12 protein-coding genes and 3 pseudogenes are annotated in these 14,825 nt (G+C 57.5%); 12 read left to right on the top strand and 3 right to left on the bottom strand.

The window, feature by feature from the left end:
* Positions 1–140: 140 nt before the first annotated feature.
* A pseudogene (locus P775_RS23825) lies at positions 141–563 on the bottom strand (IS6 family transposase); the annotation flags it as partial.
* A gap of 45 nt (positions 564–608) precedes the next feature.
* Between P775_RS23825 and P775_RS30030 the strand changes: the two are divergent.
* From P775_RS30030 to P775_RS23770, 11 genes and pseudogenes are all read left to right on the top strand, one after another.
* A pseudogene (locus tag P775_RS30030) lies at positions 609–1,338 on the top strand (transposase); the annotation flags it as partial.
* A 217-nt stretch (positions 1,339–1,555) separates the two neighbouring features.
* Positions 1,556–3,019 (top strand): exopolysaccharide biosynthesis polyprenyl glycosylphosphotransferase, encoded by a 1,464-nt coding sequence (locus P775_RS23815; RefSeq protein ID WP_245875838.1) that lies wholly within the window; start codon positions 1,556–1,558, stop codon positions 3,017–3,019.
* A 237-nt stretch (positions 3,020–3,256) separates the two neighbouring features.
* Entirely contained in the window at positions 3,257–3,919 is a 663-nt protein-coding gene (locus P775_RS23810; RefSeq protein ID WP_099913324.1) for a 4'-phosphopantetheinyl transferase family protein, read from the top strand.
* 350 nt (positions 3,920–4,269) lie between these two features.
* Positions 4,270–4,770, top strand: a pseudogene (locus P775_RS23805) (IS5 family transposase); the annotation flags it as partial.
* Positions 4,766–4,987, top strand: a complete 222-nt coding sequence (locus P775_RS23800) for a hypothetical protein (RefSeq protein ID WP_099913323.1) — start codon at positions 4,766–4,768, stop codon at positions 4,985–4,987. The pseudogene P775_RS23805 and the gene P775_RS23800, both read left to right, overlap by 5 nt.
* Positions 4,987–5,307 carry a GNAT family N-acetyltransferase gene (locus P775_RS23795; protein ID WP_099913322.1) on the top strand — a complete coding sequence of 107 codons (321 nt, stop codon included), beginning with the start codon at positions 4,987–4,989 and terminating at the stop codon, positions 5,305–5,307. Before P775_RS23800 ends, P775_RS23795 begins: the two co-directional genes overlap by 1 nt.
* Positions 5,308–5,376: 69 nt before the next feature.
* Positions 5,377–6,525 (top strand): alanine racemase, encoded by a 1,149-nt coding sequence (locus tag P775_RS23790; protein WP_099913321.1) that lies wholly within the window; start codon positions 5,377–5,379, stop codon positions 6,523–6,525.
* Positions 6,526–7,026: 501 nt separating this feature from the next.
* Entirely contained in the window at positions 7,027–8,214 is a 1,188-nt protein-coding gene (gene repA, locus P775_RS23785; RefSeq protein ID WP_099913320.1) for a plasmid partitioning protein RepA, read from the top strand.
* Positions 8,211–9,221, top strand: a complete 1,011-nt coding sequence (gene repB / locus P775_RS23780; protein WP_099913319.1) for a plasmid partitioning protein RepB — start codon at positions 8,211–8,213, stop codon at positions 9,219–9,221. The genes repA and repB overlap by 4 nt, the downstream gene beginning before the upstream one ends.
* 174 nt (positions 9,222–9,395) lie before the next feature.
* Positions 9,396–10,619 carry a plasmid replication protein RepC gene (gene repC / locus P775_RS23775; RefSeq protein WP_099913318.1) on the top strand — a complete coding sequence of 408 codons (1,224 nt, stop codon included), beginning with the start codon at positions 9,396–9,398 and terminating at the stop codon, positions 10,617–10,619.
* A 795-nt stretch (positions 10,620–11,414) separates the two neighbouring features.
* Complete coding sequence (locus P775_RS23770; RefSeq protein WP_099913317.1) at positions 11,415–11,840, top strand: hypothetical protein; 426 nt, start codon at positions 11,415–11,417, stop codon at positions 11,838–11,840.
* 197 nt (positions 11,841–12,037) lie between these two features.
* On the opposite strand, the gene P775_RS27740 is transcribed toward P775_RS23770, so the two are convergent.
* Positions 12,038–12,259, bottom strand: coding sequence for a hypothetical protein (locus tag P775_RS27740; protein ID WP_143520982.1), 222 nt, complete (start codon positions 12,257–12,259; stop codon positions 12,038–12,040).
* Positions 12,260–12,435: 176 nt separating this feature from the next.
* Between P775_RS27740 and P775_RS28270 the strand changes: the two genes are divergently transcribed.
* Positions 12,436–12,972, top strand: coding sequence for a site-specific integrase (locus tag P775_RS28270; protein WP_180287565.1), 537 nt, complete (start codon positions 12,436–12,438; stop codon positions 12,970–12,972).
* Between the two features lie 582 nt (positions 12,973–13,554).
* On the opposite strand, the gene P775_RS23760 is transcribed toward P775_RS28270, so the two are convergent.
* The gene (locus P775_RS23760) at positions 13,555–14,724 is read right to left on the bottom strand and encodes a helix-turn-helix domain-containing protein (RefSeq protein ID WP_180287564.1); all 1,170 of its coding nucleotides are present in this window, start codon (positions 14,722–14,724) and stop codon (positions 13,555–13,557) included.
* Positions 14,725–14,825 lie beyond the last annotated feature (101 nt).

Here is a 14,825-nt window from a genome sequence, read left to right as displayed (position 1 = left end):
ATCCGACTAAAAAGCCTGACCTCCAGGCGTCGTTCGCGGTGGTTCTGACCACGACGCAAGCTCAGCCTCGCTGACCCAGACCGTCAGATCACCACGTCGCCGCAAGCCTTCGTCATACTCAGCCCAGTTGGTCACACGATGTTCTCGGCGCGGTTATTGAGCCCCTTGTGTGACCAATGATCAAGGCCAGGCGCGACTTCGCGCTTGGCGGCGCCGTAGGATCGCAATTTGTCCGTAATGATCCTTTTGGGAACGGAGCCCCAGCGTTTCATCAGCTTGACCAAAAGTCGCTTTGCCGCGACCTTCACGACGACTTCGTCCAGATGCAAGACATCGCCGGGGCGCGGCTGCCGTCGCCGCAGAACGTGGGCGATCAGGGGCCCAAACTTAACGGTCCAGCGCCGGCTCGTCTCGTACGAAACGTCCACGCCACGTTCCATCATCATCTCCTCGACCTCGCGCAGGCTCAAGTTGACCCGGGCGTAGAGCCAGACAACATGAGCAATGATCTGGGGCGAGAAACGGTGGCGCTTGAAAGCGCCGGAACGTTGGCTTTTGTCCAATCGGTCGCTACCGTCTCAGAGCAGGCCCGGCAAGTTGACGATGCCGCTGTGCTGGAAGAAGTTCGCGAGTGCAATCCCAGGCGCTGGAGCGGATGTGTCGCATCGTGATCTTCGACGCTATGCGGATCAAAATCCGCGACGCTCCCTCTCGTATGTTTAAACATGCACTGCCGGGCAACGAACAGCCTCATGGTCAATAATAAGGCCGTCTACTTGGCCCTCCGCGTCAGCAGGGAGGGCGTCCGCGAGGTTCTCGGCCTCTGGATTGCCGACAACGAAGGCGCCAAATTCTGACCGTCTGTGATGAACGAACTCAAGAGCCGGGGCGTGCAAGACATCCTGATCCCCGTCGTTTATGGGCTCAAAGGCTTCCCTGACGCCATCACGGCGGCCTTTCCCGAAGTCGCGGTCCAGCCGGAGCTCCGACCGTTCTGGGCTGAATTGGTCCACTGGAACAATTCCAGGACGCCCCTCACCCTGCATCATGTCTCCGGTACGCCAGTCCATGAATTTCTGCGCATGGAAAGACCGCAAGGTTGTCGCCGCCGATCTGCGCTTGATTTACGGGTCTGCCGCAGCCGATCTGGCGTCTGCGGAACCGGACGCCTTCGAAGAGAAATGGGCCGAAAAATACCCCTCAAACGCTCCGGTATGGCGGCGAGGGTTGCAAAAGGCGATCCCGTTCTTCGCCTTGGATCCTGCGATCCGCAAGATCATCGACACCACCGATGCTGTCGAAAGACTGGACCACTTGATCCGAAAATCCATCAAGACCCTTGAAATCAATCGCCACGTCCGGGACCCTGTCTGAAATCTCAAAACCTCCGACTATCACAAGCGTCACGACAGTCACATCCGCTCAACAGTTTGTGGAAGAGCCTTTCTGCATCCGCCGTTTACCGAGGGCTAACCGTTATACAAAATTATAGTAGAGAATTTCTCCCTTTTTGCCTCATAGATCCAGACTTGGCAGGGAGTCGGAGATCGCAACGTTGATTAAAAGAGCTCAAATTGAAACGAAAGTCGACGATCCCTACCATCTGAGCGAAGCGGCGCAAGTCGTGGCGCTTGGGATGCAGCGGGGGGCATTGGCCCCAATTTGGGTCGCATGTTTTGCAAGCGCGATCGAATTTCCGATGGCAGCGCTGATACTGTGGTTTGCGCAATTTGCATCTGTTCCGACAAATGAATTTTCTGCTAAGAGCGCGGAATACATCGCCATTGTCGGCGCCGGTCTGTTTGTCGCAACAATGGCGCTAACGAACAGTTTCCGCATTTCTGTCATCTCCTCTGCGCTGAATTTCACAGCAAGAACGGCGATTTGCCTGCTGATCCCAGTCCTGATTGCCTGTGACTTCCAAAGCGACGCCAGGCTCGGATCGCTGCTCTACAATGTGATCTTAGCGCTTTTGATCTACGTCCTGCCCACCCGGCTGATTGCCGCATACGTCATGAAATGGGTGGCCGAGGCCGGGCTGGTCTCAAGACATGCGGTCATCGCGGGAAACAGCGCAGAAACGACCAGCCTTATTCGCGGCCTTGCACAGCGGAAAACCAATATCATCCGTCCTTATGGCATTTTCGATGACGACGACACGTCGCCCGACCAGAACCTGGGGATCCCAAAGATCGGAACATTCAAGGATCTCATTTCATTTGTGCGCATAGCCAAAGTGGACATGATCATCATCGCCCTGCCTCTGAGAGAGGAGGCGCGCATCAACTGGCTTCTCGAAGAGCTCAAGGTTCTTCCTGTCGAGGTGCGGCTGTCCGCCTACACTCAGGACTACAACTTTTCCGGCGCACATCGTGATCGCCTTCTTTCCGCCCTAAGGCAGAGCTTCGCGCCGCGCCGTCGGCTTACGAAACGCATCTTCGATCTTTTCTTTGCCAGCACAGCCCTTCTGATCCTGTGGCCTGTCCTGCTTATCGCCGCAATCGCAGTGCGCCTTGAAACTCCGGGCCCGGTCATCTTTCGCCAGTTACGGCATGGCTACAACGACGGCGTCATAGAAGTTTTTAAATTCCGCTCGATGTATGCCGAAATGTCCGATCCGCAGGGACGGGATGTTGTCACGCGTGGGGATCCGCGTGTCACCCGTGTCGGCAGATTTTTGCGGCGAACCTCCATTGACGAGCTTCCGCAATTGTTCAACGTCCTGCGCGGCAACCTGTCGCTGGTCGGCCCGCGGCCGCATGCCCTGAATGCGCAGTCCAGCAAACACGAACCTTTCAGTCAACTTGTTCAGGGCTATTCGGCACGGCATCGTCTACCCCCCGGGATCACCGGCTGGGCACAAATAAACGGATGGCGTGGCGAAATCGACCAAGCGTCGAAACTCACCGCTCGGCTTGATCACGACCTGTTCTATATCGAGAATTGGTCAGTGTGGCTCGACCTGAAGATCCTACTCCTGACGCCAGTCAGTCTGGTCACCACGAAATCAGCCTATTGATCGACCTTCAGGTTATTGCATGGCAAAGACTGTGTTGATTGCGTTGATGCGCCTCCCGACGGCATCGCAATGTGCCATTGTGGAGAGTTTTAACGCCATCACAAAAGGAAGGAGCATCCACGTCCAAAGTTACTCTCATCGGTAACGAGGCGCTCCGCGCGTCCAGATACTTCGGTCACGCCATCTGGCAATAGTGGAGCGGTTGACCACGCCCACCTTTCGGTGTGTGGTCAGCGCATGATACGCGGCGCTCTGATCACGCATAATACCTTTGGTTTGCCTGATATTTTCTGGCGTGAGGCACGGTTTTGCCTGAATCCAGCAACCGAACTTACCTATATGCTCGATCCCTCCGGCCCGGTAACTGTCCGCTTGCCAGCAGACCTGAGGGGAGCCGTTATAAAGCGTCGCAGTGAATACCTTGCCGGGCGAGCCGTCGCCGCCTTGGCGTTGCGAGAGGCGGGATTGCCGGAGCAGGTCGGAAGGCGCGATCGCGCGCCGCTCTGGCCAAAAGGAAGCACGGGATCCATCAGCCATACAGACACAAGGGTCATTGCGGTGGTCTCGCGCAGCCATGCGGGGCTGGGGGTGGATTGTGAAACGATCATGACCCCTTCACAGGCCGCGGAAATACACCCCATGGTCCTGACCCCTGCAGAGGCTGGTCAGCACCCGGGAATACTGTCGTTCTCCGCGTTCCTGACCCTTGTCTTCTCCGCCAAGGAAGCGCTCTACAAGGCCGTTTCCGCCCGCTTGGAGCGCATTCCCGAATTTTGCGAGGCGACCCTTACGAGCATGTCTGCGGATACACTGCATCTGGACTTTGAGGGAGCCATCTATGTCGCTCATTATAACATTGACGCGTTGGAATGTCTGACACTGGTCCAACTGCGGGAATGACCGCTTCGGATTGAGATGCCTCAGCGGGGCCACGGCAAGCATGAACCAAAAGCTCAGCCCAATGAGATCTGAATCTCTGCGATCTTGTTTGCGTCATAGTTGGGCTGATCTGAACCTGTTGCGGTTTTGTCCCAATCCAAGTGCTCGTTTAAGCCATCTTGCCTTCAAAAGCGACGCACCGCCTCAAGACCCTCGGCGGCCCCGGGCCCTACGAATGCATCTGCAAAATCTGGACTTCAGAGCCAGCTTGATTCATCCTAAACCCGTTCCACGGCTGTGTTGCTCAAATCCCGTGAAGGATTCACTTCATGAAACCAATATCATAGCCGGCGGGCATGAGCAGTTAGGCCCCCACAAAGTACAAGACTACGAACTGGTCGAGCTATAACGCGTCGCTGAAGCGCAGGGGATCGCTGTCGATCTGGTTTGACCCCGAGATGATCTGGTCACCACCGCCGAGCGGCAAGCGCGGTCGGCAGCAGCGTTTCAACGACGCCGCGATACAGGCTCGCCTGACTTTTAAGGTGCTGTTCAGGCTGCCACTGCAGCAAACCACTGGATTTGTGGAAAGCCTAATACAGTTGGTCAGACTGGACTGGGCGGCACCTGATTTCAGCACCCTCTGCCGCCGTCAAAAAAAGATTGAGGTAAGCCTTCCAAATCGTGGTGGCAATGGCCCTCAGAGCCTTCTGATCGATAGCACGGGAATTAAGTCAGAGGGCGAAGGCGAGTGGAATTCCCGTAAGCATGGTAGTCCCAAGCGGCGTATCTGGCGCAAGATCCACATCGAGATCGACGAGAAAATGTTGGAAGTTCGCGCGATTGAGGTCACCAGTAGCAACATCGATGAACATCGCCGGTGAGCGCGGCATGGCGCTCTGTGCGACAGCCGCAGGCCAGCCTCTCTACGAGAAACTGGGATTCGAGGGGGTTGGTACGGTCACCCAGTATCAGGGGTTTGTCACCGCCCTGCCCCAGGCTGCAGATGTGCCATTGACCCGCTGCACCGGCGCGGATCTCGACTGGCTGATCCAGACAGACAGGCCTATGGCACCGCACGACCCGTGATGCTGGAAGAATTGCTGAACATCGGTGAGGTTGCGCGCTGTGAAACTGGCTATGTCGCACGCAGGAACTTCGGTCGCGGCGCTGTGATCGGCCCAATCGTCGCGCAGAATGCCTCTCTAGCGCTTTCGATGATCCGGGCAATGGCCCGTCCTGGCGAATTCCTGCGCATCGACACCACACCCGAAACCGAAATTGCACCGCATCTGAAAGCGATGGGGCTTGAATATGTCGGCGGAGGCACCTCAATGGTGCGGGGCGCGCGTCGTCGCGCGACCGCGCCGTGGTCGGTGATGGCTCTTGCCTCGCAGGCGATCGGTTGAACGCCGCCACCGCTTCGTGCAGACTTCCGCAAGCCTCAGTGCGCTGAGCCTGAATGAAAGACCCTCCTGATGACTGATCTAACCGCGCAACTCGCCCACCTTCAGACCCCATGCCTCCTGCTGGATGAGGCGAAGATGGCGCGCAATGTCACCCGGATGCAGGCCCGCGCAGAGCAGCTGGGCGTGACGCTGCGCCCGCATCTCAAGACCAGTAAATCCATAGAGGTCGCGCGCCGGACTTTGACCGGCGGCACCGGTCCTGCGACCGTCTCGACACTTGCAGAAGCAGAGGCCTTCGCGGCAGCCGGTCTGCGCGACATCCTCTATGCGGTGGGCATCACGCCGCATAAACTCGGGCGGGTTCTGGCGCTGCGTGCGTCGGGGTGCGATCTGACCATACTGCTCGACTCTCTGCCCCAGGCCGAAGCGGTGGCCGCGGCAGCGCGCGCATCTGGGCAAGCAATCCCGAGCTTTATCGAGATCGACAGCGATGGGCATCGCGGTGGCTTGCAAGCGGGTGACGCGGCCCTGATCGAGATCGGCAAACTGCTGGAAGACAGCGGTGCAGGCTTGCGCGGTGTGCTGACCCATGCCGGAGAGAGCTATGGCGTCAGCGGCACCCAAGCCCATGAAAGATTTTCCGAAAAAGAGCGTGATGCAACGGTTTCAGCGGCAGAGGCGCTGCGCGCGGCAGGACTTCCCTGTCCGGTGGTATCGGTCGGTTCGACGCCGACTGCCGTGGCGGCGCGTGACCTGACGGGCGTTACCGAATTGCGGGCGGGCGTCTTTGCCTTTTTCGATCTGGTCATGGCCGGGATCGGTGCTTGCAGCATAGACGACATCGCGCTCTCGGTTCTTGCCACTGTGATCGGTCATCAGCCAGAGCGTGGCTGGATCTTGATTGATGCAGGCTGGATGGCGATGTCGCGCGACCGCGGCACAGCGGCTCAGGCGGTCGATCAGGCCTATGGTCTGGTCTGCGATGCGCAAGGCAATCTGCTTGAGGATCTGATCCTGCTCAAGACCAATCAGGAACACGGCATTATCGCGCGGCGCGACGGGGCGGCAGGGCCGCTGCCCGACTTTCCAATCGGCGCGCAGCTGCGGATCCTGCCCAACCATGCCTGTGCAACCGCAGCGCAATTTGACCGCTATCACGTACTGCCGGCCAAAGGCGCAGCTCCACTGCAGGAATGGCCCCGCTTTGGCGGCTGGTGATTGATATCCCATCCGGCGATCAGCTCTATTCGGCCAGCTTGGCAGGGCTGAAACGCTCCGCGAAGATTTCCGCTACGGGAAAGGTGCGCTGAACTCCGAATGTTGGGTGCTACATTTGTTGGCTGTGAAAGGCTGAGTGCACCTCCGGCACAGCAGCCCAAACAGATCCCCACACAATGTCTGGCACCTTTCTGGTGGCAGCCTCCCTGCCTGGGCTTGCACGATCACCGGCCTGGGGAAACAGCCAGAGGCCCAATCAGGACCTTTAGCCCTGCTGTCCAAGGCCAAAATCACCCCCGCCAAGCGGGAACTTATTGCCAAACCCACCTCCCCAAAAGCCGGATCTCTGAGCATCCTCTCGTAAATCATTGTAGTGTAAGCGTCTTATCCCAGCATCATGGCCAGAAAAGCCTTGCGCGAATCCGAGTCGTTAGGCAATAGTCACGAAAAAGCGGCGATAAACGCCAAATTCCGTGAACACGTCGCGGGGGCAGAGGGCAAATGGACAAAACATTTTCGCAGGAAGACCTGAACGCGGTCATCCGCCAACACTCTGAATGGCTGGCTGCCCAGCTGCATTCGCAGCGCGCGAGCCTGTTCCCACCCAATGCCACAAAGAACATGCGCAAGTTCACCTCTGGCGAGGCTGCGTCTTTGCTGGGCGTCAACGATTCCTACCTGCGCAAACTGCATCTCGATGGCAAGGGCCCCTCGCCCGAAACCACCCCCGGCAACCGGCGTCTCTACTCGACCGAGGATATTCAGGCCCTGCGCGTCCTTCTGGAAAAGACCGCGCGCAAAGTCGGCGACTATCTGCCAGGGCGCCGCGACGGCGATCACATGCAGATCATCGGCGTGATGAACTTCAAAGGCGGTTCGGGCAAGACCACCACCTCGGCCCATCTCGCACAACGCCTTGCCCTGCGCGGCTACCGGGTGCTGGCCATCGATCTTGACCCGCAGGCCTCGTTAACGGCGCTGCATGGGGTGCAGCCTGAATTCGATCTGGTTGACGGCGGCACGCTCTATGACGCGATCCGCTATGACAATCCCGTGCCCATCCGCGATGTCATCCGCGAGACCTATATCCCGAACCTTGATCTGATCCCGGGCAACCTGGAACTGATGGAATTCGAACACGACACCCCCCGCGCCCTGTCGCAGGGCAATGCCGGCCTGTTCTTCTTTCGTGTAAAAGAGGCGCTCGCCCAGATAGACGACAGCTATGACGTGGTTGTCATCGACTGCCCGCCGCAACTTGGCTTTCTGACCATGTCCGCCCTGTCGGCGGCGACTGGCGTGCTGGTGACCATCCACCCCGAAATGCTCGACGTCATGTCGATGAGCCAGTTCCTGCGCATGACCGCAGACCTCATGGACGTGATCGCCGAATCCGGTGCCGACATGAGCCATGACTGGATGCGCTATCTGCTCACCCGGTACGAACCTTCAGATGCGCCGCAAAACCGCATCGTCGCCTTTCTGCGCACCATGTATGGCGACAAGGTGCTGAACGCCCAGATGCTGAAATCCACTGCGATTTCAGATGCCGGCCTGACCAAGCAAACACTTTATGAGGTCGAGCGCAGCGCCTTCACCAGATCGACCTATGACCGCGCCATCGAAAGCATGAACGCGGTCAATGATGAAATCGCCCAGCTCATTCAGCAGACTTGGGGACGCAAATGACCAGCTCCAAAAAAACCCGGATGTCGATGCTCGACAATCTTACGACAACCGGCACCCCCTCTCCGGCCACCACCTCGATGATGTCGAGCAATCGGGCCCTTCGGTCGGCGCGTGACGCAGTCGATGGCCACCGGGTCTGGGACATCGACCCGGCGTTGATCATGGACGACCGTTATGCCGACCGTCTTGACCCCAACGATGTGGCCGACCTGCGCGAGGCGATCGAAACCAATGGCCAGACAGTGCCCATTCTGGTGCGTCGCCATCCGACCGAAGCCGACCGCTACCTGCTGGTCTATGGCCGCCGCAGGCTCGAGGCGATCCGCCTGTCGGACAAGGTGGACAAGGTCCGCGCCCTTGTCGCAAATATCGATGATGATGCCGCTTTGCGCGCGCAAATCTCGGAAAACATGGCTCGCCGAGATCTGTCGTTCATCGAAAAGGCCCTGTTCGCCAAGGAACTTGTGGAAAGTGGCTTCGGCAATCAGTCCCAGGTTGCCGAGGTCTTGACGGTCACCAAATCCTCAATCTCGATGGCCATTTCCATTGCCGAAACCATCGGCACCGATCTCGCGAGGGCTATTGGCCCGGCGCATGGCATTGGTCGGCCCAAATGGGAAGCTTTGGCAAAGGCGATTGAGGAAACGGGCATCAGCCGCGACCGGCTGATCGACTTGGCCGCAAAGGTCCATGACGATGCCGCCGTCTCGCTTTTGACGCAGGACAATTCTCCGGACACATCAGAGGTTTCGGCCCAGGCTTTCGACGCCGTGACCAGGCTGGTGGCAAAGGCCGCCGCCCAGACGTCGGCCCCCTCCCCTGCCCGTCGCAGCAGCCGTAGCCGTCCGTTGCTGGTCTCTGGTCAGCGTGGCGGCACCGTCCGCCGTTCGGACAAGGGTGTGTCGCTGGATCTGGACACTGGACCATTCGCCGATTGGATCGACTCGCAGGCCGAGGATCTGGTCGCAGAACTTCACGCACGATGGAAAAAGCGTGCGGAAGATTGAGGTAGATCAGCAATGAAAAGGAGGCACGATACAGGCTAAAGAAAAGGTCCCGCAAAGACGACGCTTCACGAGACCCTAACTTGTTGCTTGCACCTTCAAGATAGTGGCCAGAGCTTCACTCCGCAAGTCCAAAGGATTTGCGGGCGGCATTTTCTTTGTCTTCGTGAACGTAAAATGGGCTATATACCTGTAACGCCGTTCCGGCGAACCTTGGATGCTGCCGTTTTGGCACATCAATCCTACGCAAGCCGCGACCTTCCCTGCGACGCCATCGACAAATGGCAGGTCCTGCGGGATCTTGCCACGGCACGAGAAGCCTATGAGCTGTCAGACCGTGACATAACGGTGCTACAAGCGCTGGTCAGTTTCAGCCCTGGCGCGATTCTTGGCGGTCCCGAGGCGGGTCTGGTGGTTTATCCGTCAAACCAGACAATCTGCGACCGGCTGAACGGCATGCCCTCTTCGACCATGCGTCGCCATCTTTCGCGGCTGGTTCAGGCGGGGCTTGTCCTGCGCCGCGACAGCCCTAACGGCAAAAGGTTCGCCCGCCGTTATGGCGCTGAAAAGGTGGCCTTTGGTTTTGACCTCAGCCCGCTCGTGACCCGCTTTGATGAATTCAAGGTAGCTGCCGATGCAGCCCGTCACGCTGCAGCAGAGCTTCAGCGCAAGCGACAGACCGTCAGTCTGATGCGCCGCGACATTGCCAACCTCGCAGAGTTCGGAGCCACCCTGCCCTGTGTTCCAGCGCAGTGGGATCGCTTCAGCGACCTCGCCCGCCTCACCGCCCGCGACCTGCGCCGCAAGCTGAACCTTGCCGAATTGACTGCGCTTGAGATCACACTCGGCGATGCGATATTCGAGCTGCACACATACCTTGAACCCACAGAAACAGACGAAATGGGCATCAGCGAGTCCCAGAATGAGCAGCACCATCAGAATTCAAATAAAGAAACTGATAAGTCCGATCTTGCTGAGAACATGCCAGAGAATTGCCGCGTTCCGCTGACAGAAAAAGCAAACCCCCACGACACACCAAGTGCACAATACACCCAGAGTTCAGACACAGAATATTTGCCGAAGAGTCCCCTTAATATGGTTTTGTCCGCTTGCAGGGAAATTCAGACTTACTCAGAACGTCCCATACGCAGTTGGCGGGATCTTGAAGTTATTTCAGAAACGATAAGCCCCATGATGGGTATCACCCCATCAGCCTGGAATCATGCAAAGCAATCCATGGGCCGACAAGAGGCCGCCGCCGTCCTGTCAGCGATGTTGGAAAGGTTCACAGAAGTCCGCTCTCATGGAGCCTATTTACGGCACCTCAGTGATAAGGCTGCGCTTGGTTTGTTTTCCAGTTCATCGATGCTGATGGCCCTCCTGCACCGGGAGGCCACGTGAAAAGTTCACAGCTGTGAACAGTGCATTTCGGCGGTCGATCCAGTTAGAGTTCACAGCTGTGAACTCTTGATGGTTTGATCTTGCACGGCCAAAGACCGGTCAGGACAGCCTATCTCTCGCCTTCTTTAGCGCCCGATTTAGCTGAATAAGCTACAGCAGTCAGAATCTGAGCCGCCGCTGCTGCGTTTCAAAGGCAAGGTATGAGGGTTGAGACCCCTTTCACAGATAGCTCACTCGGACACGGTGTTTAGAATTTCTCTGCCTAGGACATGCTGCGCAGTGATCAACCGGCGTAGCAATATCACCCAAAGACTCTAGCGAAGAACCGGCAGGATCTCGTCAGATCACTACCGAAGTGGAATGGTTCGTCTGGTAACCCGAACTTTTTAAAACCTTGCAAAAAAAGGAACCGAAGGCCCGTTCTTGGGGAACCCCTATTCGGCTAACAATCCCGCGCAAGCCTCTTGTTGCAGTGGCTGAGGAAGTGGGCAGGTCGCGAGCGTACCCACTATCGGATCGGAGAAGGGCGGGCGGGCTGCTGGAAGTCGCGGTCCATTACTGGTGTAGCCGAACTCGAAGATCACCAAGACGTCCGACATGGTCCTGCTTGATCAGCGCGGCACCACTGGCAAGCTGACGATGCCCTCGTCGCTCAAATGTGCCATAGCTTCCAATGTCAAGTTCCGCCTGCGCTGGACCGCCAATTGATCGTTTTGTTCAAGCGGCACGGCGCCGACCAAGCGGACAAGGGCGTCATCGTCGGAAAGTTGGGAGGTTCAGGAAACCATCCGGTAGATGGTTTTTCCGACCAACGCCAACAACATCGGTGAGGTGCTTTATTTCGCTGTTGAGGAATTTGATCGGATTGGCGAAGTTCAGCTTGGGGCGATGCTCATTCAGAAAGGTCATCTAGGCCAGAGCGTCTTGTTCTGCGTTGTCCACGATGTTCGCAAGGCTTGGTACTTTTGGGCGGATCTGATTGGTGACTGCGCGCCACTGGGTGCTGGCAGCTGCGGCTGTCGGCTGGGCAAAGGCTGCGACATTGCGCTGAAAATGAACCCGACAGCGCTACCACTTGGCGCACAGAACCTTTATGAAGGCTACCTTGAGCCGCGACAGCTGGCTCTTCTAGGTGCCACTCATGCATGTTCTCGGCAGCATCCTGTTCATGTGTCTTCTGGACGGTGCATGGCTTCACAACCTCGTCGACAGAGCACGTAGGGATGCCTGCTGGAGCGAGCCATGGGAATCCGCTTGCTCCGAAAGACAGTGGCGAGCGCCTTCAGTGCCGTCTCGGCCGTCCGGCTCCGCTCAAAAAAGCCGGGAAAATAATCGGCCTTGCGGAGCTTCTGAATGCGCAGCTTGACCATTCCGACCGTTCGACGAGAAAACGATCCCTCGGATCATTCTCTGCCACCTCACCTCCCAGTCCCCGTCGCGATGATGTTGCGCTGCGCCTGTTGGATCGTGTCCATCTCGCCATAAGCGGCAACAGTAAAGCCACCGACCGCCATCTCCATCAGGCGTTCGGCTACATAGCTGATCATCTCGCGCCGAAGGTTACCGTCAGGAGCCTTTTCGACGAGGTGGTGGAATTCGAGCACGTCGGTGGCATCTGCGGTCCAGGTTGGCGTTAGCAACCAGACCCTACCGGAACATCGCCGTTGAGCACCTCAACCAGACTCTACCCGACGCGTCGGGATACGATCGGGCGCGTGCGCGTTACGCGACGACCTTGCCTGTTTCGACACGGACTTTTAAGTGCTCGGGAATATATGTGTGTCGATAGACAGAGTTAACGACAGCGATATCCACATTGAAACACATACGAAAACTCGAGACCGCCTCTATGAGTAACCAGTCCCGCGGAAGATCTGAATATCGGGAGAAAAAGAACTTGTGCCAGTGTTGCGCCGGATCGGATTCAACATCCGAGACAATCGACGTCTACAACGTCGGCTATGTCCACCCTGCCCCGCTACTGTCAACGATAGAACGTTGGCTTCCGGCGTTGCCCAGGATCAAGCGCCGCTATATCCGCACGCCGATGCAGAAAGAAGTGGCCTTGCGCAACGGTTTCCTCGCCACCCTGCTCTTCGATCTGTGCGACCGGGAAATCCAGCCTTCGGGCTATCGAGGAAGCCTGCGCCGGTCCGAGATGGTCAGCCTGGATGTGCACAAAGACGACCGGCTGGTCGGCGGTGTCATGTTGACCCTGAACGCCGAAATTGGCCTTGGTTCGCCGGATCAGACCCGCCCGATGAATGCGCTGCAGCACTGGTTTCGCTGTGTCATGATCGACTTCAGCCCCATCTTCATGCCGCGCCCGTATGCTGTTAATTCGGTTTACTGACAGCTGCTTAGCCCGCCTGGTCAAGCGTGCCGTGCTCTAGATTGACATTCGTTCGGAAATGTTCGGAAAGATCCGCCTCGCATTGCTCTTGGCCGCCAGCTTATGTGGCGATCTTGCCAGTTCGGCCGATGGTTACGACTGCTAAGTCCGTAAGTTGTTCGTGCCTGCGCAGGCAGAAATGCCCCCCCCTTTATCAGCGCCAGAGTGACCGTTTCCAGACAAAGCTGGACCCAGATTGCGGGGTTCGTGCCCCCTGCGCTTCTGTCTTGTCCAGAGCGTTCAGGCTTTGAAACACGCAGATGGAATTCATATGGAAAGCGTATGGTTTCCGTATGGCTGAGATCCAGCACAGAAGGGATAGGAGCTTTCGTTGGTGATGCATAGGTCCGAGTGTGAGGTCACTGAGAGCAGGATATTTGCGCAATGGCCTGTGTGGGCTGCCAAGGGCGTTAAACGATTTACCGCGGTAAATCGCAGGTTCAGATACCGTTGCCTTGCGCACCTGCGCGAGATTGCTGTGTCGATCAGTTCACCGCGGTAAACTGATCCTTTGCCGGTAACATGGCTGTTCATATCATCGACCTATACTGGCACGGGATTGCGTGCTGACAGTCGTTCCAAACGCTTTGGCACAACAGAGCCATTGGCGATGGGGTGTCCCGCCTGAAAGCTTTTGATCATAGTAAGTAGATATCGGTCCGGGTGGGCTATCCCTGTGATGTTTTCAGAGAGGTAATCCAGAACGGGGATCATTCCGTTCCAGCCTAGGGAAGATAGGCTGTGGGTGACGCTGTCATGTCTTAGTCCAATAAAAGATGAAAATTGAAAAAGGGTGTTTGCAAGACTGCGCTCTGTTTGCGGGATTTCTGGATACAGAGCCTGTATGGATTTTGTCTCTGCCCAGAGACGCGCGATACGCTTTTTATCGAAACGCAGATGCTGCGTATTTTTTATATCTTTTGGTTCTGACTCTATGTGGCGGACAGATTGACCGGCATCCGCGGGTTTTCTGTCCGGTGAAACCACGGTTTCATAGCGTTTGGAAGGGCAGGGGGGCGAGCAGGGGACGACCGATTCAAAGCTGTCGACGGGGGTTTCTGTATCCGCTTCGAGTTGTTGAAGCTGGGTTTCGATCTGGTCGAGATCCTCCATCCGGGTCGTGCTGCGCCGCAGGACATTGCGAAGCGTTTGTCGCAGGGCATCGGCCCAGTCGGGCAGGGCCTGTGCGCTTGCCGTGAGGTGGCGCAGGAGGGATTGCAGGCGGGCGCTGAGGCTGTTCTTGCGGCTGCGCAGGGCAAGCCGTTCTGCGTCAAGGCTGTCCTTGAGGCGAAGAAGTTCGGCATGCTTTTCAAAAATCGGGGCGAGGTCGATGCCATAGGCGTTGACGATGCGGCCTGATCTGTCGCGTTCGGGAAAGCGTCTGCCATTGGCGCTGAGACGGCGGCGTATGAGGCCGACTTCCTCCAACCGTGCCTCGCCGCGCCGGAAACGCCGTGCGTCCATTCCACAGGCCCGGTCCAGAATTTCGGCCACGCCCATGAAGGACACATTGAGCCTGGACGGATCAAGCGGACCCTGTGGCAGCACGGTGAGATGGGCCCTGAGCACCATCACATCCCGGTCGGTGAGCCCGATTTCACGGCGCATCGAGGTGATTAGAGACAAGAGTTCCCAGCGGTCCAAGGGGCAAAGCCCTTGACCAGAGTTCGGACAAGCGTCTGCCGCCTGCCCACGCGGGGTTACCGCGGACATCCATGTGTTCATTCAGTTATCAGACGGCAAAATCCGACCGTTCACCGAAAACCGGTGTTGAAAGATATTCGGAAAGCGGCTAGAAAGACTTTGCTACAAGA

Origin of the sequence: Puniceibacterium antarcticum, from assembly GCF_002760615.1 — a bacterium.
Taxonomy (GTDB): Bacteria; Pseudomonadota; Alphaproteobacteria; order Rhodobacterales; family Rhodobacteraceae; genus Puniceibacterium; species Puniceibacterium antarcticum.
The sequence above is the reverse complement of the archived record's forward strand: the minus strand, read 5'-3'. Positions and strand labels throughout refer to the sequence as shown.

Excerpts from the sequence above, each read along its gene's own strand:
- P775_RS23810 (WP_099913324.1), top strand. The coding sequence starts at position 3,257 with ATGATACGCGGCGCTCTGATCACGCATAATACCTTTGGTTTGCCTGAT.
- P775_RS23800 (WP_099913323.1), top strand. The coding sequence starts at position 4,766 with ATGAACATCGCCGGTGAGCGCGGCATGGCGCTCTGTGCGACAGCCGCA.
- P775_RS23795 (WP_099913322.1), top strand. The coding sequence starts at position 4,987 with ATGCTGGAAGAATTGCTGAACATCGGTGAGGTTGCGCGCTGTGAAACT.
- P775_RS23790 (WP_099913321.1), top strand. The coding sequence starts at position 5,377 with ATGACTGATCTAACCGCGCAACTCGCCCACCTTCAGACCCCATGCCTC.
- repA (WP_099913320.1), top strand. The coding sequence starts at position 7,027 with ATGGACAAAACATTTTCGCAGGAAGACCTGAACGCGGTCATCCGCCAA.
- repB (WP_099913319.1), top strand. The coding sequence starts at position 8,211 with ATGACCAGCTCCAAAAAAACCCGGATGTCGATGCTCGACAATCTTACG.
- repC (WP_099913318.1), top strand. The coding sequence starts at position 9,396 with ATGGGCTATATACCTGTAACGCCGTTCCGGCGAACCTTGGATGCTGCC.
- P775_RS23770 (WP_099913317.1), top strand. The coding sequence starts at position 11,415 with ATGGTTTTTCCGACCAACGCCAACAACATCGGTGAGGTGCTTTATTTC.
- P775_RS23760 (WP_180287564.1), bottom strand. The coding sequence starts at position 14,724 with ATGTCCGCGGTAACCCCGCGTGGGCAGGCGGCAGACGCTTGTCCGAAC.